The sequence below is a fragment of the Klebsiella sp. D-Nf1 genome, assembly GCF_002810515.1.
GTDB classification, from domain to species: Bacteria; Pseudomonadota; Gammaproteobacteria; order Enterobacterales; family Enterobacteriaceae; genus Klebsiella; species Klebsiella variicola.
Window position 1 is genome coordinate 568889 of record NZ_PIOK01000002.1, and the last position, 24835, is coordinate 593723.

Consider the following 24835-nt stretch of genomic DNA (forward strand, 5'->3'; position numbering starts at 1 on the left):
GCGGTAGCTATTTTCGAGCGTGTTGATAGTGACATTTATTCGCTAAAACAGGCCGCAGGGGAAATGTAAAAACCGTTTGTTCAATGAGTAAATATCATGCCAATGAAATTTAAGCAGATTCAGGCGTTTATTACTGTCGCTCACGAAGGCAATATGACCCTGGCCGCGGAGAAGATGGGGATCACTCAGTCGGGACTGAGCCGGCTGTTATTGAGCCTGGAAGCGGACCTGAGTGCGACCTTATTCGAAAGACACAAACACGGTATGGCGTTGAGCGAGTATGGTAGCGCCTTTTTACCCTATGCAATGACGATGCTGAATACCGAACAAAAGGCCCGCGAGGAGATTGCGCTCATCCGCGGCGCCGGGAAAGGTATCCTGCGGATTGGCTGTGTTTCCAGCCTGCTGACCAGCCATTTCATCGATAAGCTGGCGGCTTTCCATCAGCGTCATCCCAAGATCCATCTGCGGATCGTCGACCGCATTGACTCTGAGCTCTTTAAACTCCTGCTGATGCACGACATCGATATCGCCCTCTGCGGCCCCTTAGCGCATGATGAGAAAATCGTGGTGCGCGGTAAAATTAACTGGCAGGACCGGATCTGCATCGTCGCCAGGCAGCACCACCCGCTGCATCAGGCGGCGAACTTATCCCTCGAGGCGATGCTGGACTATCCGTGGATCATGCCGCCGCCGTTAAGTACCCCGATGAGCATCCTGGAGGATATCTTTCGTGCCCATCAGCTACCCTGTCCGCAGCCGGTGATTGAGTGCGCGTCCTCCTCGGCCATTAAGGCCTTTCTGTGCGAGAGCGATCTGTTAACGTCGATGCCAGCCCCGGTTTACCGGCACGAGGAAGCGCTGGGCCTGCTGCGTCCGTTTGAGCTCGAGGGCAGCGTTTTTATCCGCGATTTCTACGCCTACAGCCACTTCGGGGTGCTCTCCGGGGCGGCCTTACAGCTGATCCAGCATCTGAAGCAGTGAGTCTGGTCGGGTAGGGACATTAAGGTGTATGATAAATGCATCTTAAAAACAGACGAAAGGCGGGGAGATGGAGAAGCGTATCGAACGGGAAAAACTGACGATTCAGCGGATGATTGCCCTCTACCAGCGGCGCTGTCCCGAGGCGCTGGCCAATAATGATCACTATCAGGCGCTGAACGCCTACGCCGACAAGCGCCTTGATAAGTGCGTGTTTGGCGAGAATAAACCGGCCTGCAAGCAGTGTCCGGTGCACTGCTACCAGCCGGCGAAGCGCGAAGAGATGAAGCAGATTATGCGCTGGGCCGGGCCGCGGATGCTCTGGCGCCACCCGATCCTCACTATTCGCCATCTGCTGGACGACAGGCGCCCGGTGCCGACGCTGCCGGAAAAATACCAACCGAAAAAATAGCGGCCTTTCTCTGGTCAGCGCGGCGCGCAGCCGGGCGACAAGTCGTGCTTTTGTAGCCCCGGTAAGGCGTTAGCCGCCACCGGGGATGGTTGCTGAAGCCCTCTGTTTCTGACTATCCCGGATCGTGCTTGCCACAAAGGCGACCACAAACAGCGCGGAAAACAGCACCACGATAGTCGGCGCCGGCGCGCTATCGAGATAAAACGCCAGCCACACCCCTCCCGCCGAGCAACCGACGGCCACCGCTACTGCCAGCAGCAGGGCGTGGATAAAGCGCCGCACCAGCAGGAGCGCGATCGCCCCTGGAGCAATCAGCAGCGAAATCGACAGAATAATCCCCACCGACTGCAGCGTCGCGACGATGGTCAGGGCGATCATACACAGCAGGCCGTAGTGCAACAGTCCGCCGCGCAGGCCGCTGGCTTTGGCCTGCGTCGGGTCAAAGGCGTGCAGCAAAAAATCGCGCCATTTAAGGCCGATAATCAGCGCAATCACCAGCGCGATAGCCGCCGTCTGACCAATATCGCGAAGGGATATTCCCAGCATATCGCCGAACAGGATATGGTCGAGATGAACATCGGACTGGATCGCTACGTACAGCACCAGTCCGGCGCCAAACATGCCGGAGAAGACAATCCCCATAATGGTATCGCGCTTAAGGCGGCTGTTATCGTCGAGAAAACCGGTCGTCACGGCGCACAGCAGCCCGGCGATAAACGCGCCGATGGCGAAAGGAATGCCAAGGATGTAAGCCAGCACCACGCCCGGAAAGACCGCGTGGCTCATGGCGTCGCCCATCAGCGCCCAGCCTTTGAGCACCAGAAAAACCGACAGCAGCGCGCAGGGCACGGCCACGATGATCGATACTGCTATCGCATTGACCATAAAAGGAAACTGGAACGGGGCCAGGAACAGATTCAGCATGCGGCCTCCCTGGCGCGGCGGCGGTTAGCCAGCAGGCCGTGCTTCGGCGCGAAGATAAAGGTGATAAGGAACAACAGCGTTTGCGCGACCACGATAATGCCGCCGGTGGCGCCGTCGAGATAGTAACTGAGCCAGGCGCCGAAGAAACTGGTCAGGCTGCCGATAGCCACGGCGATAGCCAGCAGGCGCGGGAAGCGGTCGGTTAACAGCCACGCGGTGGCCCCGGGGGTGACCACCAGGCAGATGACCAAAAAGGCGCCGACGGTCTGTAGCGCCGCCACGGTGCAGGCGGCCAGCAGGGTAAAGAACAGCAGCTTCAGGCCGCGGGTGTTCAGGCCAATCGAGCGGGCGTGGTTTTCATCAAAGAAGGTCACCATCAGATCTTTCCATTTCACCAGCAGGATCGCCATCGAGATAAAGCCGATCGCCGCCAGCTGGATAATATCCTCCGGGGCGATGGCCAGAATATTGCCGAGGATAATGGTCTGGATATTCACCGACGTCGGATTCAGCGACACCATAAACAACCCGATCCCGAAGAAGGAGGAGAAGATCAGGCCGATAATGGCATCCTCTTTCAGCCGCGACCGCTGCTGCAAAAACAGCATGCTGCCCGCCGCCAGACCGCCGGAGAGAAACGCGCCGAGCGCGAAAGGCAGGCCGAGCATATAGGCCCCGGCGACGCCGGGCACAATCGAGTGGGAGAGGGCGTCGCCAATCAACGACCAGCCCTTCAGCATCAGGTAGCAGGAGAGAAACGCGCAGACGCCGCCCACCAGCGCCGACACCCACATCGCATTGAGCATATAGTGATAGCCAAACGGCTCCAGCAGCCAGCTCATCGTGGGCCTCCCGCCGCGCGCCGGCTGATAAACGGCCGCTCGTCATCGGTGATAATCTGCGCTTCCCCGCCGGTTAGCGCGACGTGGCGCAGCACGCCGCTGAAAGCCCGCTCCAGATTCTCGGCGGTGAAGGTGGTTTCTGTCGGGCCGCTGGCCAGCACGGTGCCTTTCACCATCACCGTGTAATCACAAAATTCGCTCACTGACCCGAGGTTGTGGGTGGAGACCAGCATGGTACAGCCCTCATCGCGGAGTTCGCGCAGCAGGCTGATGATCCGCGCTTCGGTCTGCACATCGACGCCGGTGAAAGGCTCATCCAGCAGGATAACCTGGCCCTGCTGAGCGATAGCGCGGGCAAGGAAGACGCGCTTTTTCTGCCCGCCGGAGAGCTCGCCAATCTGCCGGTGGCGGAACTCGCTCATGCCCACGCGGGCCAACGCGGCATCGACAATGTCGCGATCGCGCGGCTTTGCCCGCCGCAGCCAGCCCATATGGCCGTAGCGCCCCATCATCACCACATCCTCCACCAGCACCGGGAAGGACCAGTCCACCTCTTCTGACTGCGGGACATAAGCGACCAGGTTCTGGCGCAGCGCGCGGTTGACCGGCAGGCCGAGTATGGAGATCTCGCCGTGACCGACGCGAACAAAGCCCATCAGCGCTTTAAACAGTGTGGATTTACCCGAGCCGTTAACGCCTACCAGCGCGGCAATGGAGCCGCGCGGTACACTGAATGAGGCGTCGCGCAGGGCGGTGTGGCCGTTGCGCCAGGTGACGGTGAGCTGGTCGACATACAGTCCCGCTTGCGCTGCATTCATGGCTGCTTCCTCATCCCGTCCTGGATACCGTTGACGATGGTTTCGGTGGTGACACGCAGCAGGTCGAGCCAGGTCGGCACCGGACCGTCGGCGGCGCTCAGCGAATCGACATAGAGCACGCCGCCGTAGTGGGCCCCGGCTTCGCGCGCCACCTGACGCGCCGGTTTATCGGAGATGGTGCTTTCGCTGAAGATGGTCGGGATGCGTTCTTTCTTCATGGTGTCGATAACCTTGCGCACCTGTTGCGGAGTGCCCTGCTGGTCGGCATTGATCGGCCACAGATACAGTTCGCGCAGACCATAGTCGCGGGCCAGATAGGAGAAGGCCCCCTCACTGGTGACCAGCCAGCGCTTATCCGCCGGCAGTTGCGCCAGTCTGGCCTGCAGCGGCGCCATCGTCTGGCGGATCTTCTCCTTATAGGCCTCGGCGTTACGGCGATAGGTGTCGGCGTGAGGCGGATCGTACTTCACCAGCGCATCGCGAATGTTATCGACATAAATCAAGGCGTTATCTGCCGACATCCAGGCATGGGGATTGGGCTTCCCGCTATAGGGGCCCGCGCTGATGCCCATCGGCTGGATCCCTTCGCTGACTACCACCTCCGGAACGCCCTGTAAGTGCTGATAAAAACGGGCAAACCACCGTTCGAGATTAAGCCCATTGCTGAGGATCAGCTGTGCCCCCTGCGCGCGTTTGATATCGCCCGGCGTGGGCTGGTAATCGTGGATCTCCGCTCCCGGTTTGGTGATGGAGCTGACGACGGCGGCGTCGCCGGCCACGTTCTGCGCCATATCGGCGATAACCGTGAAGGTAGTGATAACCCTGAATTTCTCCTGCGCCGAGGCCGGCGCCGCGGCCAGCAGGGCCAGCGCGCTGGCCAGCAGCAATGATTTCAGCGGTGTCAGGTGTTGCATAGGATCCCTCGCAATAGTGTGGTTAATTTCCCAGCATTTATAGCCATTGCTATGTTATATAGCACAAGCTATTTACAAATGAAAATAATTCTTATTTGCATGCGTGGGTAATAATGAGCCGGGAAACGAAAGCGCGAAAAGGGGAGGCAAGTCTGGCCCGGCGCGAACCGGGCGAAGATCAAGAGATATCGGCGACCGACTGGCGCGGGATCAGGCGGCCAGCCAGCGAGCGGCCCTCGGCGGTGAAGGTTGGCCGGTCGTCAATCAGGCTGCGAATACGCTGAATACAGTTATCCAGCAGCGCCTCCAGTGGCCATGAGATGCAGGTCAGCGGCGGGTAGAGCAGCGAGGCGAGCGGAGAATCCTCAAGGCTCAGCAGGGAGACCTCCTGCGGGACGGCGATGGTGAATTCACGTAACAGACGCATCGCCTCAGCCGCGTAGCGGTCGCGTTTAACGATAATGACTGAGTATTTACTGAAGCTGTTAATTAAGGTCAGCAGCGCCTGCTCGACATCATCGTTGGCCGTCAGCACCAGCTGGCGGTTAAAAGGAATGGAGTAGTTTTGCAGGACGTTGCGGTAGCCTTCCAGCATCTGACGGCTGGCATCGTCGCTATCGCTGTCCACCAGCAGGGCGATGTTGCGGTGTCCCTTGCCAATCACATAGCGGCAGGCGCTTTCGGTGGCGAAGGCGAAGTCGTAGCCCTGGCTGTTGCTTCCGGCGACGCCGAAGCGGTCAAAGGCGATAACGTTGCGCGGCGCGTCGGCGGCAACGGCGCCCACCACCACCACCGCCACGCACTGGCGCTGCAGATCGTCGATCACCGCCGCCAGCTCTACCGGATCGCTGACATACTGGACCAGCAGGCTTTTGTTCAGTCCTTTCAGCGCCTGAGAGAGCAGCGGCAGCAGACGCGTGCCGTGGCTTTCGTCCTGCGCGGAAATCACCAGACCAACGTGGCTGGATGTCTGACTGGCGAGGTTTTGCGCGGCAAAGCTCGGGCGATAGTTGAGTTCTTCAACGGCCCGCAGCACAGCTTCCCGGCTCTCTTCGCGCACGCCCCGGGTGCCGGTCAGCACGCGGGAAACCGTCGCTCTTGAGACATTCGCTAATCTTGAAACATCATCAATTGTTGGCATGGCTTTTTCTGTCTGAACATTTTCGCCTAGCTTAACATACCTGCTGAAAAAAGTGTCTACCGCTGCCCGTCCGCGGCGCCGGGCAGCCGGGGCAGCCAGGCCGCGCCGCGCACGCCGCTGGCGTCGCCGAAGCGGGCCGGTTTGATCTGCGTGCGGCAGGTGTCGGAGAAGATCCACGGCACGATGGCGGCAGGCAGATCGCGATAGATCTGGCTGACGTTGGACAGACCGCCGCCCAGCACAATCACCTGCGGGTCGAGAATATTGATCACCGACGCCAGGCTACGGGCAAAGGCATCGATAAAGTGTCGCCAGTGGGCCAGCGCGCGCGGATCGCCGTTTTGCGCCGCGGCGACAATGGCTTCCGCACGGGCTTGTTCCCCATAGCGGCGGGCGAAGCCGGTGCCGGAGAGAAAGCTTTCGATGCAGTTCGTTTTGCCGCAGTAGCAGGGCTGCGGCGGACCATCGCGCTCAGGAGTATAGCCCGGCAGCGGATTATGCCCCCATTCACCGGCGATAGCGTTGGGGCCGCTGAGCAGCCGTTGATGAACGGCGATCCCGCCGCCGCAGCCGGTACCGATAATCACCCCGAAGACGGTGGAGGCCCCGGCGCCGGCGCCATCCACCGCCTCCGAAAGGGTGAAGCAGTCGGCATCGTTTGCCATCCACACCGGCTGGCCAAGCTGCTGCATGATATCCCGGCGCAGATCGTGACCGTTGAGCACCAGGCAGTTGCAGTTTTTAATGCGCCCGCTTTGCGGATCGATAGCCCCGGGCAGGCCGATCCCCAGAGTGAATGGCTGGGGGCTGACCGCGCGAATATCGGCAATCAGGGTCAGCAGCTGACGCATAAAGGCGTCATAGCTCTCTTTGTGGGTCGGCCGGCGCAGGCGCTGGACGCATTCGCCTGCCGGGTCCAGCAGTACGGCTTCCATTTTGGTGCCGCCAATATCTATTCCAAGATGTAACATAGTGACCTCGGGGAATCAGGCCCGGCCAGCGCGCCTGGCCGGGGAACGCGCTAGGCGTGAAGCGGTTGCGCGCGGTAAATCGCAATCAGTTCGGCAATCAGCTCTTTCGCCAGAATGGAGGTCATCAGGTGATCCTGAGCATGGACCATCACCAGCGTCATTTTGGTTTTTCCCTCGCCTTCGTCAGCTTCGATAAGCTGGGTCTGTACAAGGTGAGCTTCGCGGGAATAGTGGGCCGCTTCCTGCATTTTGGCGTCGGCGGTGGCGAAATCACCCGCTTTAGCGGCGTGCAGCGCTTCGTAGCACAGGCTACGTGACTGGCCGGCGTTGATGATGATCCCCATCACCTGTTCTTCTAATTCCATGATTATCCTCTGAATCGTTAGCGTTAAGCGGTTTGCGCCGCGTTGTCAGCCTGGCCGACGGCGTTTTCACGCTCCTGGGCCAGCAGCTGTTTTTCGTAAGCTTTGAGAAATGGCAGGTACATCACCATGGCGGTGGCCATACAAATGAGGCACAGGATCACCGGGCTAAAGCTCCAGTTCGCCGCCCACGAGGCGCCGATGGGCGCCGGCGTTGTCCACGGCGTCATCGATACTACGCGGCTGACGAGATCCAGCTTCAGCGCAAAGTACGCCAGGGTCGCGTTGACCATCGGCACCAGCACGAACGGCAGGAAAAACAGCGGATTCATGATGATCGGCGCACCGAAGAGGATCGGTTCGTTAATATTGAATACCCCAGGTACGACCCCCATCCGGCCAATCGTCCGCAGATGCACGGCCTTGCTGCGCAGCAGCATCAGCGCCAGCGGCAGGGTGGAGCCGACGCCGCCGATCAGCAGATAGTGATCCCAGAAGCCCTGGACATAGATGTGCGGGATAGCGGTGCCAGCGGCCATGGCCGCCTGATTGACCGACAGGTTGGCCATCCAGAAGGGATTCATGATCCCGGTGACGATCAGCGCGCCGTGGATCCCGGCGAACCACAGCACCTGACAGACCAGCACTGACAACAGAATGGCCGGCAGCGTATCGGAAGCCGCGACCAGCGGTTTGACCAGCGACATGATCGCTTCCGGAATGATCATCCCCAGCTGGGCCTCGATAAACAGGTTCAGCGGATGCAGCGTCAGAATGATCGCCAGTACCGGGATCAGGATCTCGAACGAGCGCGCCACCCCGGCAGGCACTTCCGGCGGCAGGCGAATGGTGATGTTATGCCGCTTGAGGAAGGCGTACAGCTCGGTGGAATAGATGGCCACCAGAATGGCGGTAAAGATCCCCTGGCCGGAGAAGTAGGCCGTAGAGATCTGGCCATCTTTCAGCGGCGCGGCTACCAGCAGAAACGACATCAGCGACAGCATCCCGGCGGTCAGCGAGTCCAGATGATGGTGTTTGGCGAGGCTGGCGGCGATCCCGACGGCGATAAACAGGGTCATCACCCCCATGCTGAAGTTGAACGGCAGCATAAGTGACTCGCGATGGTTAAGAGAAAACTGCAGCCAGGCGCGGGCGAATCCCCAGGTGGTGTCGGGTGAGAAGGGGGGAAAGATAAACACCAGCAAAAACGAGCCGACGATCATAAAGGGCAGGGCGGTAATAAAGCCGTCGCGGATGGAGGTGACGTATTTTTGCTGGCCGATCGCCCCCGCCATAGGCGTGATCTGCCGTTCGATCACATCGATCAATTTAGCGTACAGAGAGCTCATGTTCTTTCCTTAGTTCTTGTTTTCGATGAGGGAAAGGGCGAAATCGAGGACCGCAGCGCCTTTTTGCATGCCGTAGTCCATCATATTGATGGGTTCGACGCGGATACCGTATTTATCCGCCTGTTTTTGCAGATCCTGCTGCATGTATTTCACCTGCGGCCCCAGCAGCACCACCTGATAATGGCCAACCTGTTCGGCGAACTCCGCTACGCCATAGGCATTGATCTCTACCGGCAGGCCCCGCTGTTCGGCTTCGGCAATCATTTTTTTCATCAGCAGGCTGGTGGACATGCCTGCCGAACAACACAACATAATTTTTTTCATAAGTACCGCTCCTGATGAGGTTGGATGTGCGGACTATAGTCAAAATGGATGCATTACGGAAAGCGCTTTCCGTTTGTGGATTTATTAATTGTGACCATGATCACCTATGGCAGGCTTTCACTTTCCGGTATTGTGGGCGATCATCCCGGCGAGACAACCATTCGCAAAGGTAGGAGTATGAACATTCAGTTAATGAATGTGGCCGTGGATATCATCGAGCAGCGGCTGGCGCCGCTGGCGAATGTTCTGACGCGCAACAACCACATTACGGCGATGCGCGATAGCTTTGCGCTGGCGATGCCCTTTGTGATTGTTGGCAGCCTGTTGGTGCCCATTTTGTTTCCGCCCGTTTCCATAGACGGCGCCTCGCGTTTCGGCCAGGTCTATTTGCTGCTGCGGCCTATCCTGCTGCCGACCTTTCAGCTAACCATTGGCCTGGTGGCGCTGATTGTCGCCTTCGGCGCCAGCGCCAGTCTCGCCAAGCAGTACCGTCTGCCGGAACGGCTCTGCGGTTTAACCGGGTGTCTGGCTTTTCTGCTGTTTATCGGCTTTCGCGAGACTACGGTGAGCAATGTTTATCTCGGCGGTATGGGGATATTTACCGCCCTGATATCCAGCACCTATTCCATTGAGATAATTCGCTTTTTCTACAAAAAAGGCTGGTGTATTCGCTTGCCTGATGAAGTGCCGCTGATGACTCGCAATGGCTTTCAACTGCTGATCCCGCTGCTGGTGGTGATGCTGTCGATAAGCGTGATGAATGCCATACTGCTGCAGACCACCGGACGCATCGTACCGGAGTTAATCAGCGAAGCGGTGCGGCCGCTGGTGCTGGCGTCCGACACGCTGATGGCGGTACTGATATCTTTATTTATCTGTAACTTACTCTGGTTTATCGGTATCCACGGCGCGCTGATTATTACCGGGATCATGAACCCGTTCTGGATGACCTATCTGTTTGAAAATCAGCAGGCGCTGGCGGCCGGTTCGCCAACGCTGCCGCATATTTATCTGCAGGGGTTCTGGGATTTTTACCTGCTGATCGGTGGTATTGGCTCCACTTTGCCGCTGGTGCTGATGGCGATGCGCAGCCGCTCGCGGCAGCTGAAAAGCGTGGCAAAAATTGGCCTGCTGCCGTCGCTGTTTAACATCAACGAGCCAATACTGTTTGGTTTTCCGGTGATCATGAACCCGGTTTTTTTACTGCCGTTTCTCTTTGTTCCGCTGATAAATGCCTGTATCGCATGGTATTTAACTCAGCTGGGTATCCTCGACCGCGCGGTGGCGATGCTGCCATGGTCGATGCCTTCCCCGCTGGGGGCAGCATGGTCGGCGAACGGTAGCTGGAAAAATTTGTGCATGAGCCTGTTCGCGATGTTTAACGCCTGGATGCTCTATCGCCCCTTCTTCAAAGTGTACGAACGCCAGCTCGCGGAAACCGAACGCTGACCCCTCGCCGTCGGCGGCTTATCCCCCGGCGGCACTCATTCACCTGCTCCTCCTTCCGCTCTGCTGCCGGCTCCCGGCGGCATTCTTGTTATTTTATGTGATCAGTCTCACGAATATATTCGTCGCAGAGCGAATTTTGTGAACCAGATAGGCAACTATGGAAAGCGATTTCCATTAACGGATGTACATTTCCATTTTTGATCCGTAAATTTCCCCTCCGTTATCGGTTCGTGTTAACAAACATAACGTGGGAAAAAAATAATGATAAAGCTGAAACATTCAATACCTCTGGCTCTCCTCTCGCTGGCAGGGGCCAGCAGCCTGGCCTGCGCCGATCCGAAGTATGATTTTGCGCTGCATGGCTATATCCGCTCCGGGATCCTGGCGAACTCCGATGGCAACCGCGCGGACTCCGTCGGCCTGATGCCGGACGGTAAGTGGCGACTGGGCAACGAAGAAGACACCAAGATCGAACTGATCCCCACCGTGACGCTGACGGCGGACAGCGGCGTGGTGGCGAAAGTGCAGGCCAACCTCACTCACCAGTCGAAATGCACCTCCGACTGGAACTGTCAGGATGACGATGGCCATGACGTACAGTTTCGTGAAGGGTTCGCCGAGCTGAGCAATCTGGATTTTGCGCCGGAGATGACCTTCTGGGCCGGTAAGCGCTACAGCAGCTCCAACACCTCCAGCCATCAGTTCGACTGGGAGTACATTCAGTACAACGGCACCGGCGGCGGCTTCGACAACATGGATCTCGGCTTCGCCCGCTTCGACGCCGGGGTGTACGCCTTTTCACCCACCGATGAAACCAAAGCCTACCCGGTGGATAAGGGAGATCAGGGCTATCCGGATGACTATTCCCTCAACCTGTGGCTGAAAAAGATCGCGGGGACAGGCTTCGATCTGGAGCTGATCGGCCACCATATGAACCGTAACGAAAACCACCCGACTTCCGCCGAGAAGGGCTATGGCGTGACCGGTATTTATAACTTTGACGGTTTCTATGGTCTGACCGGAGGCTACTCCCGCCTTGCATTGCAGTACGGGAAAGGGCTGGCGGCGGGTGACTCGCTGGGTAAAAACGGCTGGGGCTGGGCCAATCTGGAAAACACTCAGTCCTGGCGAGTGGTGCTGGATAGCGTGGCCTCGATGGGCGACCTGGAGATCTCGACCTTCGCTTTCTGGCAGAAAGATAAAAACTACCGCTGGTGGACGGAAGATGACCATGGCTGGGGACGCTCGATGTGGGTCGCCGGTATCCGCCCTTATCATCAGATTACCCGCAACTTTGCCATGCAGTACGAGCTGGGCTACGAATACCTGGATGACAAAAACTACAAAGGGGTAAACGGCAAAGGCAAAGGCGGCCTGACCAAAGTCACCGTTGCGCCAACGCTGACCTTTGACTCCGGTTTCTGGGCACGCCCGCAGCTGCGCTTCTTCGTCACCTACGCGAAGTGGGATAAAGGTGTCTCCGATGCGCTGGACGGCAACTACAACTGGGATACCAATACCATCACCGCCGGCGGGTATTCCCGCAGTGGCTCTACCGACACCGTTAACTTCGGCGTACAGGCCGAGGTCTGGTTCTAAGGAGAGACAACGATGAAGCCGATGAAAAACCTGCTGCTGATGGGGCTGCTGTCCGCGCTGGGAGCCGGCGGGGCGCTGGCCGCCGAGCGCTCGCACTTTACGCACTTTATCACTCGCGATGGCGCCGCCCTCAAGGACGGCGACAAGGTGTTTCGTTTCGCCGGGATCCACGCGCCGGAACTGCACCGCATTGAAGACGACGCCCGTGGCCCCTGCAGAGCAGACCCGCGCGGCTGGGGACAATACTTTAAATGGCCAACGGCGCAGGAGCAGCAAAACTGGATCCAGGCGATGGTGCAAACCGGGGCGAAAGCCCAGCGCGTCTACGTGCTGTCGGTACAGCAGGAATTTGATAAAGCCTGCGGGCGCGAGACCCATATTCTGGCGCCGGAAACGGCGGACGGCATGCCGCGGCTGAATGAAAAAGCCATGCAGGTGTATGACAACATGATTGCCGAAGCGGATAAACAGGGATTGCGTCTGATCCTGCCGTTTATCGACCATTGGTGGTGGTGGGGCGGGCGCGAGCAGCTGGCGGCGTTCTACCATGAAAAAGCGGAAGACTTTTATCGGACCGATAGCAAGACCTTCAAAGCCTATCTGGATGTGATCCGCCAGGTTATCACCCGGACAAATACTGTCACCGGCCGCGCCTATTATGATGAAAAGGCGATCATGGCCTGGGAAACCGGTAACGAGCTGGAGGATACCAACGCCGATTTCCTGCATCAGACCGCGGCGTGGATTAAAAAGTGGGCCCCTCATCAGTTGGTGGTGGATGGCACCTATAAGAAAATTAATCCGTTTGCGTTGACCGACCCCAATGTGGATATCGTCAGCAATCACTATTACACCAATGCCGATAATAACCATCCCGGGCAGGTGACGCAGGATCTGCGCGCCGTCGGCGGGCAAAAAGTCTATCTCGTCGGCGAGTTTGGCCTGCTGCCGGCGGATCAACTGAACGCCATTATGCAGTCGATTGTTCACAGCGAGGTCAACGGGGCGCAAGCCGCCGGCGGGCTTATCTGGGGCTTTCGCGGCCATCGTCACGACGGCGGCTTCTACTGGCATAAGGAGTCGACCGGGCACTACAGCTACCACCTGCCGGGGTTTGCCAAAGAAGGCGAAGCGAACCAGGAGCAGGCGGTGGTCGATCTGGTGCGCACGGCCGCGGCGCAGATGGCTGGGCAGCAGACGATGGCGCCGCTGCCGAAGCCGGACGCGCCTTTGCTGCGCGAGACCACCTCGCCCTTCGCGATCAACTGGATGGGAGCCGCGGTGGGACGCAGCTACGATGTTGAACGCGCCGACTCGCCGACCGGGCCGTGGACGGTGGTGGGCCGGGATATCTCCGATGGCGTTAACGAATGGAACCCGGAAACCATGGTTCTGTTCCGCGACGATTATCGTCAGCTTCAGCTCGGGCATACGTACTACTACCGGGTGACAGCGAAAAACGAGAGCGGTCGTTCGGCTCCTTCCAATGTGATTAGCGTGCAGCATAGCGAGGAGAATCAGCCGCCGGTTGTCACGCTGGAACCGGCCCTAACCACCACGCAGGACCAGGGCGTCGAGCTTACGGCCAGCTGGCAGGACGATGGCCTGCCGTCGCGAGAGGTTAAGGTGGGCTGGCAGCACGCCGGCGATGGCCAGGTGCATTTCTGCCATGCCGATCGGGCTCAATCCCGGGCCTGGTTTACGGCGCCAGGTACCTATGCGCTGACGTTCACGGCGGACGATGGGCTGTTGAAAAGCAGCAAAACCGTGACCGTGACGGTGGGCGAAGCGGCGGGGAAAGCGCCAGCGGATTTCTGTCGTTATCACGGCGAAGTTTATGGCGTGGCTGAGGGGCGGCTGACGGTAATGAAGAGTGAAAAAGACGCGCTGACAGTTGGCGAGGACGGCTTCCTCGGCCCATTCGCCAACGAGGGGGATAAGGTCAGCTGGCAGGTGCAGGCGCCGTGGAGCGGTCAGTTCCTGCTCAATGTGACCTTCAACGGCAAATGGGGCGGTAAGCAGAACTCGTTTGTCGTCAACGGGGACGCTCCGCAGGCCGTGGCCTTCCCGCAGACGGATGAGCAGGGCCAACAGCTGCGGATACCGGTGACGCTTAACGCGGGGACTAATCAGATTGACTTCGGCCGCTTCGCCGGCGACTGGGGCTATATGTTCATTAAATCGATCGAAGTGGTCGCTGAGTAGTACGTTCAGGCTGCGCCAGACGGGCGCAGCCTTTTTTCGAAGGAGAGGTTATGCAGCAGTATCAGTTTCCGCAAGGGTTCCTGTGGGGGGCGGCGGCGTCCGGCCCGCAAACGGAAGGAGTCACCAATAAGCGCCATCGTTCCATCTGGGACAGTTGGTTTGCCGAACAGCCGGAGCGATTTTATCAGCAGGTAGGGCCGCAAACCGTGTGTGATACTTATCATCAGTATCCGCAGGACGTGGCGCTGATGAAACAGACCGGCTTCAACTCATTTCGTACCTCGATACAGTGGTCACGACTGATCGCTGATTTGGAAACCGGCGCGCCGGATCCGGACGCGGTGCGTTTTTATCATGCCTATCTGGATGAGATGAGCGCCAACGGCATTGAGCCGATGATCAATCTCTACCACTTTGATATGCCGGAAGCGCTGCAGAAACAGTACGGCGGCTTTGAATCGGCGCACGTAGCCGAGCTGTTTGCCCGCTTTGCCCGCACCGCCTTTAGCCTGTTTGGCCATAAGGTTAAATACTGGATAACCTTCAACGAGCCGATTGTGCCGGTTGAGGGAGGCTACCTGTACGACTTCCACTATCCATGTAAGAAAGATGGCCGGCTGGCGGCGCAGGTGGCGTTTAACATTATGCTGGCGCACGCCAAAGCGGTAACGGCTTATCGTGAACTGGCGCTGGCGGGCGAGATCGGCGTGGTGCTCAACCTGACCCCGAGCTATACCCTCACCGACAGCGACGCGGATAAAAAAGCCGCCGGGTATGCCGACCTGTTTTTTAACCGCAGCTTCCTTGACCCGCTGGTAAAACATGAATTCCCCAAAGCGCTGTGCGAGATCCTTGCCGCCCACGACTGCCTGCCGACGACCAGCAAAGACGACGCGGCGTTGATCCTCAGCGCGGATATCGATTTTCTTGGGGTAAACTATTACGTGCCGCGGCGGGTAAAAGCGCGTGAGAGCGAATATGACCTCGATTATTTCACCCCGGAATACTATTTCGAAAACGCGGTGAACCCGCAGGGCCGCTTTAATCCTTATCGTGATAACAACGAGATCCTGCCGCAGGCGATCTATGACATTGCCGCCAATATTCGCGATAACTACGGCAATATTAAGTGGTATCTCGCGGAAATCGGCATCGCGATGGATCGACAATCAGAGGGCGAGCCCGGGGCGGACGGGGTGATAGACGATACTTTCCGCATCCAGCTGATGGAGGAGCATCTGGTGCAGCTGCATCGGGCGATAGCCGACGGCGCGAACTGCTTTGGCGTGCACCAGTGGACGTTTATCGACAACTGGTCGTGGATCAATGCCTTCAAACGGCGCTACGGCTTCTGGCGACTGGATCTGGAGACCGGCGAGCGACAGATAAAACGCAATGCGCTGTGGTTTGCCGAACTGGCGACCAGCAACGGTTTTACCAGCGATAAATAGCGCGCTGCGCCAGCGCTCCCTCTCACCGGCGCGGAAAGGGGGAGCGCGCGAGGTTACACCAGTTCGTCTTTATTAATACCCAGCCGCTTCATGCGCGACAGGAGCGTGGTGCGCTTGAGCCCCAGCCGCTGGGCGGCGCCTTTCGGCCCGGCCACCACGCCGTTGCTCTCCTTCAGCACCCGGACGATCAGCTGATATTCATCCTCACCTTCCTCAGGCAGGACCGCCGGCGCCCGCGGGGCTTCCACGATATCCAGCTCCGGCAGGGAGAGCTGCAGCACGTTGCCGCGGGTGAGTAACACCGCCCGTTCGATGACGTTTTCCAGCTCGCGCACGTTGCCCGGCCACTCCATCCGCGTCAGGGTGCGCAGGGTTTCCGCCGGAATACTGTCGATGTTGCGCCCCATGCGGCGGGCGATTTTAAAGGTAAACGCCTTCACCAGCAGCGGGATATCGTCGGGGCGCTCGCGCAACGGCGGCAGGTGGATGGGGAACACGTTGAGCCGATAGTAGAGATCGCTGCGGAATTCCCTGTCGATAACCATCTGCTTGAGATCGCGGTTGGTGGCGGCGATCAGCCGGACGTCGGTCTGGATCAGCTTGTTGCTCCCCAGACGTTCGAACTCCTGCTCCTGGAGGACGCGCAGCAGTTTGGGCTGTAGCTCCAGCGGCATATCGCCCACTTCATCAAGGAACAGGGAGCTTTTGTCCGCCAGCTCGAAGCGGCCGATACGCTGGGCGCTGGCCCCGGTGAACGCGCCGCGTTCGTGGCCGAACAGATCGCTCTCCAGCAGCCCGGCGGGCATCGCGGCGCAGTTCATCTTCACCATCCGTCGACCGTTACGCCCGCTGAGGTTGTGGATGGCGCGGGCGATAAGCTCTTTACCGGTGCCGGTTTCGCCGAGGATCAGCACGGTGCTGTCGCTGTGGGCGACCATCTCGACCTGCTTGAGCACATTGTTCATCGCCTCGCTGCGGCCGATGATCTCGCCGAATTCGCTCTCGACATTATTGAGCTGCTCGGTGAGGGCGAGGTTCTCATCCACCAGCCGCTCTTTCAGGCGCTGAATTTCGCGGTAGGCGAGGGCGTTATCGATAGCGATCGACACCCGCTCGGCGATCTGCCGCAGTAGCTTGAGATTGGTGGTGGTGAAGACCTGTTCGTCGCACTGCGCCAGCTTTAGCACCCCGAGCAGGGTATTGCCGGACATCAGCGGCAGCAGGCACAGGGTCTGGATCTTATTGCCCCACATCTCGAAGAGCATTTTCTCATACGGCGCGAGGGTGTCATGCTCGTGCAGGTTGAGCAGCAGCATCTCTTTGCTTTTGAATACGCGCTCGGTGAGGGTGCCGGCTTCGTCCACCTCGCTCTGGTCGTGGACCGGATGGCTGGCGTCAAGATAATGCGTGGAATAGATGTTGAGCTTCCCTTTGCGGTCGCTGCGCAGCACCACGCTGATGGCATCGATCCGGAAGTAGCGATGGATCTCTTTCGCCACCTCGCTGACCAGCTCGTCGATATCCAGGCGTGAGAGCACCGCGTTGGTGATCGCCACCAGGATGCGAAAGTTGTCGCGCTCGTGGCACAGCAGATCGTAATCGACGTTATTGCTGACCCGGTTCTGAATTTGCTCGGTGACGACGGCGACGATCTGCGTGAAGGTATGCAGCCGCTGGAACTCTTTCTCGCTCCACGGCCGGTTGTCACGGCGCAGAAATTCACAGCCGCCGAAGATCCGCCCATCAGCCGCCAGCGGCAGCAGAGAGTAGTACCCGAACGGGCGATAGAGCCCGCTGCGGATAAGCTGCGGCCAGGTGTCGGCAAAGGTCTCGTGGTCGCAATGCAGCGCATCCGGCCGGGAGAGTAAGCGGCGCACCGGACCGTGGGCCAGCACGGTTTCGTCCTCGTAGCTCACCGGGTGGCCGGCTTCATCGCAGGCGTACCTGGCCGCGCGGTGGTTACCCGCGTTCCACAGGATGATGGCCGCCTCGTCGGCGAGCGCAGACTGTTGCACCAGGCGGGTGAGAGTTTCGCTCAGCGCGGCCAGATCGGGCTGCTGTAATAAAAGCCGGGTGATATCGAACAGCCCTTGCTGGCCGAGATCGCTCATCGGTGTATACGACATTGCTTACGTCCAAAACGCGCCGACAACGTGGCGCATAAGAAAATGATGGTACAAATAATAGTATGTTAATAAAGCGGTTATTGCCGCTTTAACCCCGGCTGGCGCTTAGCCGGGCTACATGTGCGCGCAGTTTTGTAGCCCGGATAAGGCGCCAGCCGCTATCCGGGGCCCGACGCCGTCGTTAACAAATTCTCGGCAGCGGCTCGGCGTGGGGAAGATCGAGCGTACGCTTCACGCCGTACAGCCCAACGGAACGCACGCCCGGGCGGTCGACCACTTCGCCGATTATCGCCGCATCGCGTCCCAGTGGGTGAGACCGCAAATGCGCCAGCACGTTTTCCGCGGCCTCGCGGGCGACGGCGAGCACCAGTTTGCCTTCGTTGGCGAAGTTCAGCGCGTCCAGCCCAAGCAGCTCGCAGACCCCACGCACCGTATCGTTGACCGGCAGCGTTGCCTCCTGCAGTTCGATGCCGCAGCCGCTGGCGGCGGCGAACTCATGGGCGACGGCATTGACCCCGCCGCGGGTGGCGTCGCGCAGGGCTTTCACCCCGCTCAGTGGCCGCAGGGTCTGGATAAGCGGCGTCAGCACCGCGCAATCGCTCGACAGCGCGCCGTCCAGCCCCATCTGCTCGCGCAGGTTAAGGATGGTGGCGCCATGATCCCCCAGCGTGCCGCTGACCAGTAGCACATCACCGGCGCTAATCTGCTGCGTCCCCCAGCGAACGTCCGCCGGGATGGCGCCGATGCCGGCGGTGTTAATAAACAGCTTATCCGCCGCGCCGCGCGGCACCACTTTAGTGTCGCCGGTGACGATGGCGATCCCTGCCGCCCGGGCGGTGTCGGCCATGCTGGCGACCACCGCTTCCAGGGTGGCCATCTCCAGCCCCTCTTCGAGAATAAAGCCGCAGGAAAGATAGCGGGGGATGGCGCCGCTGACCGCCACATCGTTGGCGGTACCGCAGACGGCCAGCTTGCCGATATTGCCGCCGGGAAAGAACAGCGGGTCAATCACGTAGCTGTCGGTGGAGAAGGCGAGTCGGTCCCCCTGGGCGGCGAGCGCCGCCAGATCGAGGCGCGCCTGATCCTCCTGCTCCGCCAGCCAGGGGTTGGCGAAGGCCTGCATAAACAGGTCGCCGATCAGCTGCTGCATTGCCTGACCGCCGCTACCGTGGGCTAACTGGACGCTTTTCATGCTTCATTTTCCTGACTGCGATATTGATACCAGGCGGCGCAGGCCCCTTCTGAGGAGACCATCAGCGCGCCAAAGGCGCTTTGCGGATTGCAGGTGCGGGCGAAGAGCGGGCACTGGTACGGTTTACAGCGGCCGGTCAGCACCTCGCCGCAGCGGGCGCGCGGGTCGTCGCACACGCGCTGCGGCGCCGGGCGGAAATGCGCCTCGGCATCGAAGCGCTGATAGGCTGGCGTAAGCTGCACGCCGGAGTCACTGATGACCCCCAGGCCGCGCCATTCGCTGTCGCCATCCAGGCGAAAGACGTCGGCCATCGCCGCCTGCGCCAGCGGGTTGCCGGCGTCCGGCACCACGCGACGGTACTGATTTTCCACGTCGCTGCGCTGCGCTATTGTCTGCTCAACCAGCATCACCGCGCCTTGCAGTAGATCAAGCGGTTCGAAACCAGCGACCACTAAAGGACGATGATAGTCGCTGGCAATAAAGCCGTAGGCCTCGGTGCCGATCACCATACTGACGTGGCCCGGGGCGAGAAAGGCGTCGATACTGTTGTCCGGTTGATCCAGCAGGCTGCGCAGGGTCGGCAGCAGGGTGATGTGCTGGCAGAAAAAGTAGAAGTTATCGACGTTGCGCTCTCGCGCCTGACGCAGGGTGAGGGCGGTGGCGGGCATGGTAGTTTCGAAACCGAGGCCGAAAAAGACCACCTCACGCTGCGGGTTTTGCTGCGCCAGCCGCAGGGCGTCCATCGGCGAGTAAACGATGCGGACATCGGCGCCGCGGGATTTCGCCTGCAGCAGCGAGCCGTTTTTACCTGGCACGCGCATGGCGTCGCCAAAGGTGCAGAAGATGACCCCTGGACGACTGGCAATCTCAATGCAGGCATCGATGCGCCCCATCGGCAGGACGCACACCGGGCAGCCTGGCCCATGAATAAATTCGATATTCTCCGGCAACAGCTGGTCGAGACCGAATTTAAAAATGGCATGAGTATGGCCGCCGCAGACCTCCATGATGCGTAGCGGTCGCGCGGCGGTGTGCGGCAGCAGACGCGCACGCTGCTGAAGATGCGCCACCAGCTGCATCACCTGTTCGGGGGCGCGGTATTCGTCAACGTAACGCATTATCGCTCCTCGCCGTACAGCAGCGCGCCGACGTCCGGCTCCACATCGAACATATTTTGCAGCGCGTCGAGGGTATCGCGCGCTTCGGCTTCATTGATCACGCTCATGGCGAACCCAACGTGCACCAGCACCCACTGGCCGAGCCGCGGCTGACCCTGCTCGTCAACGGCGCCGACCAGCGTCAGGTCGACGTCGCGCTGAATGCCGCAGACTTCCACTTTCGCCAGCACGCCGTCGATGGCGCAAATTTGTCCCGGAATGCCTATGCACATCGCTGCGTCTCCAGCCAGGTGAGCCACTGATCCATGCCTTCGCCGCTGGTGGCCGAGAGGAGGATAATCTCAATATGCGGATTGACCTCGCGGGCGCAGGCCAGGCACTTCTCAACGTCGAAATTGAGATACGGCAGCAGGTCGACTTTGTTGAGCAGCATCAGGCTGGCGGCGGCAAACATATGTGGGTATTTCAGCGGTTTGTCTTCGCCTTCGGTGACCGACAGCACCGCCACCTTATGGCGTTCGCCGAGATCAAAGCTGGCCGGGCAGACCAGGTTGCCGACGTTTTCGATAAACAGAATGCCGTGGTCAGCCAGCGGCAGGCGCGGGGCGGCGTCGGCGATCATCTGGGCGTCGAGATGGCAGCCTTTCCCGGTATTGACCTGAATCGCCGGGGTGCCGGTGGCGCGAATGCGGGCGGCGTCATTGACCGTTTGCTGATCGCCTTCAATCACCGCGCAGTCGGCACGTCCTTTCAGCCGGGTGAGGGTTTCGGTCAGCAGGGTGGTTTTGCCGGAGCCGGGACTGGAAACCAGATTCAGCACCAGCTGCTGTTTCGCCGCAAAGCGTGCGCGGTTGCGCGCCGCCAGACGGTTGTTTTTATCCAGCACGTCGATCTCCACTTCCAGCATCCGCCGCTGGCTCTGCCCCGGGGCGTGAGTCCCAGCCTCGCCATGGCCGTAATGCAGGTCGCCCTCTGGCGTGCGGGTGGGGGCGAAGTGGTCGGTTTTCACACCGGTGATGATCATCGTCTGGCGTGGGGCGGGCGCGAAGGGGGCGCTGCGGAACGCGGAATGCGGGTTTCGTTCGTCTCCTTCAATATAGAGGTTGCCTTCGCCACAGCCGCATGTTGTACACATAATTTACTCCAGTTCTAAACGCTGAATCTGTAAGCCGTCATCCGCCACGATCTGTAGCTGGTCGTTATTGCAGAGCGGGCAGCGGCGGACGTGCTGCGAGACAAGATGGACATACTGCTGGCAGCGTTCGCACCAGCATTCAGCCTCTTGTTCGGCGATATGCAGTTCGCACCCCTCCGCCAGCGTGCCGCGGCAGACCAGCTCAAAGCAGAAGGTCAGGGCGCTGGCTTCCACGCAGGAAAATGCGCCGACCTTGAGCCACACGCCGGTCACCCGTCGCGCGCCGGCCTGCTGCGCCTGTTGTTCAATAATTTCCAGCGCCCGCTGGCTGAGGGTGATTTCGTGCATAGTCGCCTCCGTATCGCGATGCGCCTTATATGCAATAACGATGCCAGAATGAAATCATCGTGGCCGTCGATGTCGATGTCGACGCCCCGGGGCTGTCATCGACATGTCGCGTCGGCAGGGATGAATACAAAAACATAGTTAAATCAATTAAATAAAAACTGGCATGAAAAATGCTTAGAGGGTGCATCTCATGCTACGGAGAAACCGATATGACTATTTGGGAAATAAGTGAAAAGGCGGATTACATCGCCGACCGTCACCGGCAGCAGCAGGAGCAGTGGCACATCTACTGTAACTCGCTGGTTCAGGGGATCACCCTGTCTAAGGCCCGCCTGCATCATGCGATGAGCTGCGCGCCGGATAAAGAGCTGTGCTTCGTGCTGTTCGGCCATTTTCAGGTGTTTGTCGCGCTGGCGGAAGGCTTTAACAGCCACACCATCGAATACTACGTCGAAAACAAAGGCGGCGGTGATAAGTACCTGATTGCTCAGGCCACGCTGGCGGCGGATGGCACGGTGGACGGGCGGATCAGCAACCGCTCCCGCGACCAGGTGCTGGAGCACTATCTGGCGATTATCGCCACCGTCTATGACCGTCTGTATGACGCCATGGAGCAAGACCAACCGGTGGATTTAAGCCATCTGGCCCTGACCCACTGATCGCGAGGTGTCGACACGTGTCGAAAATGACACCTGCGCAACCTGATTTCGTCAAAAATGACTTTCACCCGAGGATGACCCGGTGAACCGTTTTGTAATTGCTGACTCCACTGTCTGTATCGGCTGCCGCACCTGCGAAGCCGCCTGCTCTGAGACGCATCGCCAGCACGGCCTGCAGGCTATGCCGCGGCTGCAGGTGATGCGTAATGAAAAAGAATCGGCACCGCAGATGTGCCACCATTGCGAAGATGCCCCCTGCGCCACCGTCTGCCCGGTTAACGCCATCCAGCGCGTCGATGGCGCCGTCCAGCTCAACGAGAGCCTGTGTGTAAGCTGCAAACTGTGCGGCATCGCCTGCCCGTTTGGCGCCATCGAATTTTCCGGCAGCCGTCCGCTGGATATTCCGGCCAATGCCAATACCCGACTGGCGCCCCCCGCGCCGCCGGCGCCGGCCCGTGTCAGCTCGCTGCTCGACTGGGTGCCCGGCGTGCGCGCCATTGCCGTGAAATGCGACCTCTGCCACTTCGATGAGCAGGGCCCGGCCTGCGTGCGGACCTGCCCGACCAACGCGCTGCTGTTGGTGGATAGCCGGGATATCGCCCAGGCCAGCAAGCGTAAACGCCAGCTGACCTTTAATACCGACCTTGGCGACTTGTCGCTGTTCCAGGCGCAACAGGGGGAGAGGGAATGAGTGTAATGGGATTAGTCAATCAGGCGGTGATGTGGTACGCCGCCAGCGCCGTGCTGGCCTTTGTGTTTGCCATGCGTAAACCGCTCAGCGGCGCTATTGCCGGGATCGGCGGCGCAGTGGCCAGCGCCATGCTGGTGGTTGCCGGCGGCGCAGCGCTATTGATGCCGGAACGGATCCACGGCGGCATGCTGCAGTTTCTGCATCTGACGATGCGGGTGGGCGGTGTCAATGCGCTGTGGCTGCTGGCCATCGGCCTGTCGGCGCTGCCGGTGTCGCTGTTCAATATTAGCTGGCATCGCCATCCGCAGGTGAAGGCCAACGGCCTGTTGGTCAACCTGCTGTTGGCCGCCGCCACCTGCGCGGTGGTGGTGACCAATATCGGTTCGTTGGTGGTGATGGCGGAGATCATGGCGCTCTGCGCGGCGTTTCTCACCGGCTGCGCCGCCTCCGGTAAGCTGTGGTTTGTCCTGGGCCGTCTCGGTACTCTGCTGATGGCCTGGACCTGCTGGCTGGTATGGTCGACCTACGGCACCCTCGAGCTGGCGCAGATCAACCTCCAGGCGGTGGATATGATGCAGAACCCGCTGCTCTGGCTGCCGGGGCTGGTGGGGTTCGGCCTGCTGGCCGGGGCGATCCCGCTGCACGGCTGGGCGCCGCAGGCTCACGCCGGGGCCAGTGCGCCGGCCGCCGCGCTGTTTTCCACCGTGGTGATGAAGGTCGGTCTGTACGGCATGCTGACCGTCTCGCTGGCCGGCGGCGTGCCGCCGCTGTGGTGGGGCGTCATGCTGCTGGCGCTGGGGATGATCACCGCCTTCATCGGCGGGTTGTATGCCCTGATGGAGCATAACATTCAGCGTCTGCTGGCCTATCACACCCTGGAGAACATCGGCATTATCCTGCTGGGGCTGGGCGCCTTCGTCACCGGCGTGGCGACCAGTAACAGCACGCTGATGGTGCTGGGCTTTATCGGCGGTATGTATCACCTGATTAACCACAGCCTGTTCAAAACCACGCTATTTCTTGGCGCCGGGGCGGTGTGGTTCCGTACCGGCCATCGCGATATCGAGAAGCTGGGCGGCATTGGTAAAAAAATGCCGCTGATCTCCCTCGCCATGCTGGTGGGGCTGATGGCAATGGCGGCCCTGCCGCCGCTGAACGGCTTCGCCGGCGAGTGGGTTATCTATCAGTCCTTCTTCAAAATGAGCACCGGCGACCTGTTTATTGGCCGTCTGTTGGGGCCGCTGCTGGCCGTCGGCCTGGCGATCACCGGCGCATTGGCGGTGATGTGTATGGCGAAAGTCTATGGCGTGACCTTCCTCGGCGCGCCGCGGACGAAAGAGGCGGAGAACGCCACCTGCGCCCCCTGGCTGATGACCCTGAGCGTGGTGCTGGCGGCGGTCTTCTGCCTTGTTGGCGGCATCGCCGCGCCGTGGCTGCTGCCGCTGGTGAGCGGTGCCTTCCCGGTGCAGGCCCAGGTGTCGAGCGTGGTATCGCAGCCGATGATCGCGCTGCTGCTTATCGCCTGCCCGCTGCTGCCGTTCCTGCTGATGATCTTCTTTAAAGGCGATCGCCTGGCGGCGCGCTCGCGCGGCGCGGCGTGGGTCTGCGGGTATGACCATGAGCAGTCGATGGTGGTGACGGCCCACGGCTTCGCCATGCCGGTGAAAGAAGCCTTTGCGCCGCTGCTGAAGCTGCGCCACTGGCTAAACCCGGTGCGTCTGGTGCCGGGCTGGCAATCGGCCTCGGCGCCAGCGCTGTTGCGCGGGATCGCGCTGGTTGAGCTGGCGGTGCTGGTGGTGATTGTCATTTCGCGAGGAGCCTGAG

At 60.0% G+C, this 24835-nt stretch carries 24 protein-coding genes; 9 read left to right on the forward strand and 15 right to left on the reverse strand.

Going from position 1 to position 24835, the window contains the following annotated elements; genetic code table 11:
- The first annotated feature begins 96 nt into the window (after positions 1-96).
- On the forward strand, positions 97-984 hold the full coding sequence (locus CWM54_RS12710) for a LysR family transcriptional regulator (protein WP_100697339.1): 888 nt from the start codon (positions 97-99) through the stop codon (positions 982-984).
- A 67-nt stretch (positions 985-1051) separates the two neighbouring features.
- On the forward strand, positions 1052-1393 hold the full coding sequence (locus CWM54_RS12715; protein ID WP_100680810.1) for a nitrous oxide-stimulated promoter family protein: 342 nt from the start codon (positions 1052-1054) through the stop codon (positions 1391-1393).
- Between the two features lie 69 nt (positions 1394-1462).
- Here CWM54_RS12715 and CWM54_RS12720 read toward each other — a convergent pair whose 3' ends face one another.
- From CWM54_RS12720 to CWM54_RS12760, 9 genes are all read right to left on the reverse strand, one after another.
- Positions 1463-2317: a metal ABC transporter permease gene (locus tag CWM54_RS12720; RefSeq protein WP_100697341.1), complete on the reverse strand. Its 855-nt coding sequence runs from the start codon at positions 2315-2317 to the stop codon at positions 1463-1465.
- On the reverse strand, positions 2311-3159 hold the full coding sequence (gene sitC, locus CWM54_RS12725) for an iron/manganese ABC transporter permease subunit SitC (protein ID WP_100697343.1): 849 nt from the start codon (positions 3157-3159) through the stop codon (positions 2311-2313). The genes CWM54_RS12720 and sitC overlap by 7 nt, the downstream gene beginning before the upstream one ends.
- Complete coding sequence (locus CWM54_RS12730) at positions 3156-3977, reverse strand: manganese/iron ABC transporter ATP-binding protein (RefSeq protein ID WP_100697345.1); 822 nt, start codon at positions 3975-3977, stop codon at positions 3156-3158. The genes sitC and CWM54_RS12730 overlap by 4 nt, the downstream gene beginning before the upstream one ends.
- Positions 3974-4891 carry a metal ABC transporter substrate-binding protein gene (locus CWM54_RS12735; RefSeq protein ID WP_100697347.1) on the reverse strand — a complete coding sequence of 306 codons (918 nt, stop codon included), beginning with the start codon at positions 4889-4891 and terminating at the stop codon, positions 3974-3976. Before CWM54_RS12735 ends, CWM54_RS12730 begins: the two co-directional genes overlap by 4 nt.
- 178 nt (positions 4892-5069) lie before the next feature.
- Positions 5070-6032 carry a LacI family DNA-binding transcriptional regulator gene (locus CWM54_RS12740; protein ID WP_100697349.1) on the reverse strand — a complete coding sequence of 321 codons (963 nt, stop codon included), beginning with the start codon at positions 6030-6032 and terminating at the stop codon, positions 5070-5072.
- A 56-nt stretch (positions 6033-6088) separates the two neighbouring features.
- Positions 6089-7003 (reverse strand): ROK family protein, encoded by a 915-nt coding sequence (locus CWM54_RS12745; protein WP_100697351.1) that lies wholly within the window; start codon positions 7001-7003, stop codon positions 6089-6091.
- Between the two features lie 50 nt (positions 7004-7053).
- Positions 7054-7368 carry a PTS lactose/cellobiose transporter subunit IIA gene (locus CWM54_RS12750; protein ID WP_002914983.1) on the reverse strand — a complete coding sequence of 105 codons (315 nt, stop codon included), beginning with the start codon at positions 7366-7368 and terminating at the stop codon, positions 7054-7056.
- Between the two features lie 23 nt (positions 7369-7391).
- Positions 7392-8714, reverse strand: coding sequence for a PTS sugar transporter subunit IIC (locus tag CWM54_RS12755; protein WP_100697353.1), 1323 nt, complete (start codon positions 8712-8714; stop codon positions 7392-7394).
- A gap of 9 nt (positions 8715-8723) precedes the next feature.
- On the reverse strand, positions 8724-9038 hold the full coding sequence (locus CWM54_RS12760) for a PTS sugar transporter subunit IIB (protein WP_002914979.1): 315 nt from the start codon (positions 9036-9038) through the stop codon (positions 8724-8726).
- Between the two features lie 177 nt (positions 9039-9215).
- Between CWM54_RS12760 and CWM54_RS12765 the strand changes: the two genes are divergently transcribed.
- From CWM54_RS12765 to CWM54_RS12785, 4 genes are all read left to right on the forward strand, one after another.
- Entirely contained in the window at positions 9216-10487 is a 1272-nt protein-coding gene (locus CWM54_RS12765) for a PTS sugar transporter subunit IIC (RefSeq protein WP_100697355.1), read from the forward strand.
- 261 nt (positions 10488-10748) lie between these two features.
- Entirely contained in the window at positions 10749-12086 is a 1338-nt protein-coding gene (locus tag CWM54_RS12775; protein WP_008806192.1) for a maltoporin, read from the forward strand.
- 12 nt (positions 12087-12098) lie between these two features.
- Positions 12099-14291: a CBM35 domain-containing protein gene (locus CWM54_RS12780; protein WP_100697357.1), complete on the forward strand. Its 2193-nt coding sequence runs from the start codon at positions 12099-12101 to the stop codon at positions 14289-14291.
- 50 nt (positions 14292-14341) lie between these two features.
- A complete protein-coding gene (locus CWM54_RS12785) occupies positions 14342-15742 on the forward strand; it encodes a glycoside hydrolase family 1 protein (protein WP_060876872.1) in 1401 nt (466 codons plus the stop codon).
- A 53-nt stretch (positions 15743-15795) separates the two neighbouring features.
- Here CWM54_RS12785 and flhA read toward each other — a convergent pair whose 3' ends face one another.
- The 6 genes from flhA to hypA all read right to left on the reverse strand — a co-directional run bounded on the left by flhA (position 15796) and on the right by hypA (position 21661).
- On the reverse strand, positions 15796-17868 hold the full coding sequence (gene flhA / locus CWM54_RS12790; RefSeq protein ID WP_100697359.1) for a formate hydrogenlyase transcriptional activator FlhA: 2073 nt from the start codon (positions 17866-17868) through the stop codon (positions 15796-15798).
- 181 nt (positions 17869-18049) lie between these two features.
- Entirely contained in the window at positions 18050-19060 is a 1011-nt protein-coding gene (hypE, locus tag CWM54_RS12795) for a hydrogenase expression/formation protein HypE (protein ID WP_008806188.1), read from the reverse strand.
- The gene (gene hypD / locus CWM54_RS12800) at positions 19057-20178 is read right to left on the reverse strand and encodes a hydrogenase formation protein HypD (protein WP_100697361.1); all 1122 of its coding nucleotides are present in this window, start codon (positions 20176-20178) and stop codon (positions 19057-19059) included. The genes hypE and hypD overlap by 4 nt, the downstream gene beginning before the upstream one ends.
- Positions 20178-20450: a HypC/HybG/HupF family hydrogenase formation chaperone gene (locus CWM54_RS12805; protein WP_048268092.1), complete on the reverse strand. Its 273-nt coding sequence runs from the start codon at positions 20448-20450 to the stop codon at positions 20178-20180. Before CWM54_RS12805 ends, hypD begins: the two co-directional genes overlap by 1 nt.
- Complete coding sequence (gene hypB, locus CWM54_RS12810; protein WP_100697363.1) at positions 20441-21313, reverse strand: hydrogenase nickel incorporation protein HypB; 873 nt, start codon at positions 21311-21313, stop codon at positions 20441-20443. Before hypB ends, CWM54_RS12805 begins: the two co-directional genes overlap by 10 nt.
- A 3-nt stretch (positions 21314-21316) precedes the next feature.
- Positions 21317-21661, reverse strand: a complete 345-nt coding sequence (gene hypA / locus CWM54_RS12815; RefSeq protein ID WP_100697365.1) for a hydrogenase maturation nickel metallochaperone HypA — start codon at positions 21659-21661, stop codon at positions 21317-21319.
- 209 nt (positions 21662-21870) lie between these two features.
- Between hypA and hycA the strand changes: the two genes are divergently transcribed.
- The 3 genes from hycA (at position 21871) to hycC (ending at position 24834) form a co-directional block, all read left to right on the forward strand.
- Positions 21871-22320, forward strand: coding sequence for a formate hydrogenlyase regulator HycA (hycA, locus tag CWM54_RS12820; protein WP_004205645.1), 450 nt, complete (start codon positions 21871-21873; stop codon positions 22318-22320).
- 82 nt (positions 22321-22402) lie between these two features.
- Positions 22403-23011, forward strand: a complete 609-nt coding sequence (locus CWM54_RS12830) for a 4Fe-4S dicluster domain-containing protein (protein WP_100680815.1) — start codon at positions 22403-22405, stop codon at positions 23009-23011.
- Positions 23008-24834 carry a formate hydrogenlyase subunit 3 gene (gene hycC / locus CWM54_RS12835; protein ID WP_100680816.1) on the forward strand — a complete coding sequence of 609 codons (1827 nt, stop codon included), beginning with the start codon at positions 23008-23010 and terminating at the stop codon, positions 24832-24834. Before CWM54_RS12830 ends, hycC begins: the two co-directional genes overlap by 4 nt.
- The last annotated feature ends 1 nt before the right edge of the window (position 24835 follow it).

What these genes read in the sequence shown, in the direction of transcription:
- CWM54_RS12710 (WP_100697339.1), top strand. Translation starts at nt 97, where the DNA reads ATGCCAATGAAATTTAAGCAGATTCAGGCGTTTATTACTGTCGCTCAC.
- CWM54_RS12715 (WP_100680810.1), top strand. Translation starts at nt 1,052, where the DNA reads ATGGAGAAGCGTATCGAACGGGAAAAACTGACGATTCAGCGGATGATT.
- CWM54_RS12720 (WP_100697341.1), bottom strand. Translation starts at nt 2,317, where the DNA reads ATGCTGAATCTGTTCCTGGCCCCGTTCCAGTTTCCTTTTATGGTCAAT.
- sitC (WP_100697343.1), bottom strand. Translation starts at nt 3,159, where the DNA reads ATGAGCTGGCTGCTGGAGCCGTTTGGCTATCACTATATGCTCAATGCG.
- CWM54_RS12730 (WP_100697345.1), bottom strand. Translation starts at nt 3,977, where the DNA reads ATGAATGCAGCGCAAGCGGGACTGTATGTCGACCAGCTCACCGTCACC.
- CWM54_RS12735 (WP_100697347.1), bottom strand. Translation starts at nt 4,891, where the DNA reads ATGCAACACCTGACACCGCTGAAATCATTGCTGCTGGCCAGCGCGCTG.
- CWM54_RS12740 (WP_100697349.1), bottom strand. Translation starts at nt 6,032, where the DNA reads ATGCCAACAATTGATGATGTTTCAAGATTAGCGAATGTCTCAAGAGCG.
- CWM54_RS12745 (WP_100697351.1), bottom strand. Translation starts at nt 7,003, where the DNA reads ATGTTACATCTTGGAATAGATATTGGCGGCACCAAAATGGAAGCCGTA.
- CWM54_RS12750 (WP_002914983.1), bottom strand. Translation starts at nt 7,368, where the DNA reads ATGGAATTAGAAGAACAGGTGATGGGGATCATCATCAACGCCGGCCAG.
- CWM54_RS12755 (WP_100697353.1), bottom strand. Translation starts at nt 8,714, where the DNA reads ATGAGCTCTCTGTACGCTAAATTGATCGATGTGATCGAACGGCAGATC.
- CWM54_RS12760 (WP_002914979.1), bottom strand. Translation starts at nt 9,038, where the DNA reads ATGAAAAAAATTATGTTGTGTTGTTCGGCAGGCATGTCCACCAGCCTG.
- CWM54_RS12765 (WP_100697355.1), top strand. Translation starts at nt 9,216, where the DNA reads ATGAACATTCAGTTAATGAATGTGGCCGTGGATATCATCGAGCAGCGG.
- CWM54_RS12775 (WP_008806192.1), top strand. Translation starts at nt 10,749, where the DNA reads ATGATAAAGCTGAAACATTCAATACCTCTGGCTCTCCTCTCGCTGGCA.
- CWM54_RS12780 (WP_100697357.1), top strand. Translation starts at nt 12,099, where the DNA reads ATGAAGCCGATGAAAAACCTGCTGCTGATGGGGCTGCTGTCCGCGCTG.
- CWM54_RS12785 (WP_060876872.1), top strand. Translation starts at nt 14,342, where the DNA reads ATGCAGCAGTATCAGTTTCCGCAAGGGTTCCTGTGGGGGGCGGCGGCG.
- flhA (WP_100697359.1), bottom strand. Translation starts at nt 17,868, where the DNA reads ATGTCGTATACACCGATGAGCGATCTCGGCCAGCAAGGGCTGTTCGAT.
- hypE (WP_008806188.1), bottom strand. Translation starts at nt 19,060, where the DNA reads ATGAAAAGCGTCCAGTTAGCCCACGGTAGCGGCGGTCAGGCAATGCAG.
- hypD (WP_100697361.1), bottom strand. Translation starts at nt 20,178, where the DNA reads ATGCGTTACGTTGACGAATACCGCGCCCCCGAACAGGTGATGCAGCTG.
- CWM54_RS12805 (WP_048268092.1), bottom strand. Translation starts at nt 20,450, where the DNA reads ATGTGCATAGGCATTCCGGGACAAATTTGCGCCATCGACGGCGTGCTG.
- hypB (WP_100697363.1), bottom strand. Translation starts at nt 21,313, where the DNA reads ATGTGTACAACATGCGGCTGTGGCGAAGGCAACCTCTATATTGAAGGA.
- hypA (WP_100697365.1), bottom strand. Translation starts at nt 21,661, where the DNA reads ATGCACGAAATCACCCTCAGCCAGCGGGCGCTGGAAATTATTGAACAA.
- hycA (WP_004205645.1), top strand. Translation starts at nt 21,871, where the DNA reads ATGACTATTTGGGAAATAAGTGAAAAGGCGGATTACATCGCCGACCGT.
- hycC (WP_100680816.1), top strand. Translation starts at nt 23,008, where the DNA reads ATGAGTGTAATGGGATTAGTCAATCAGGCGGTGATGTGGTACGCCGCC.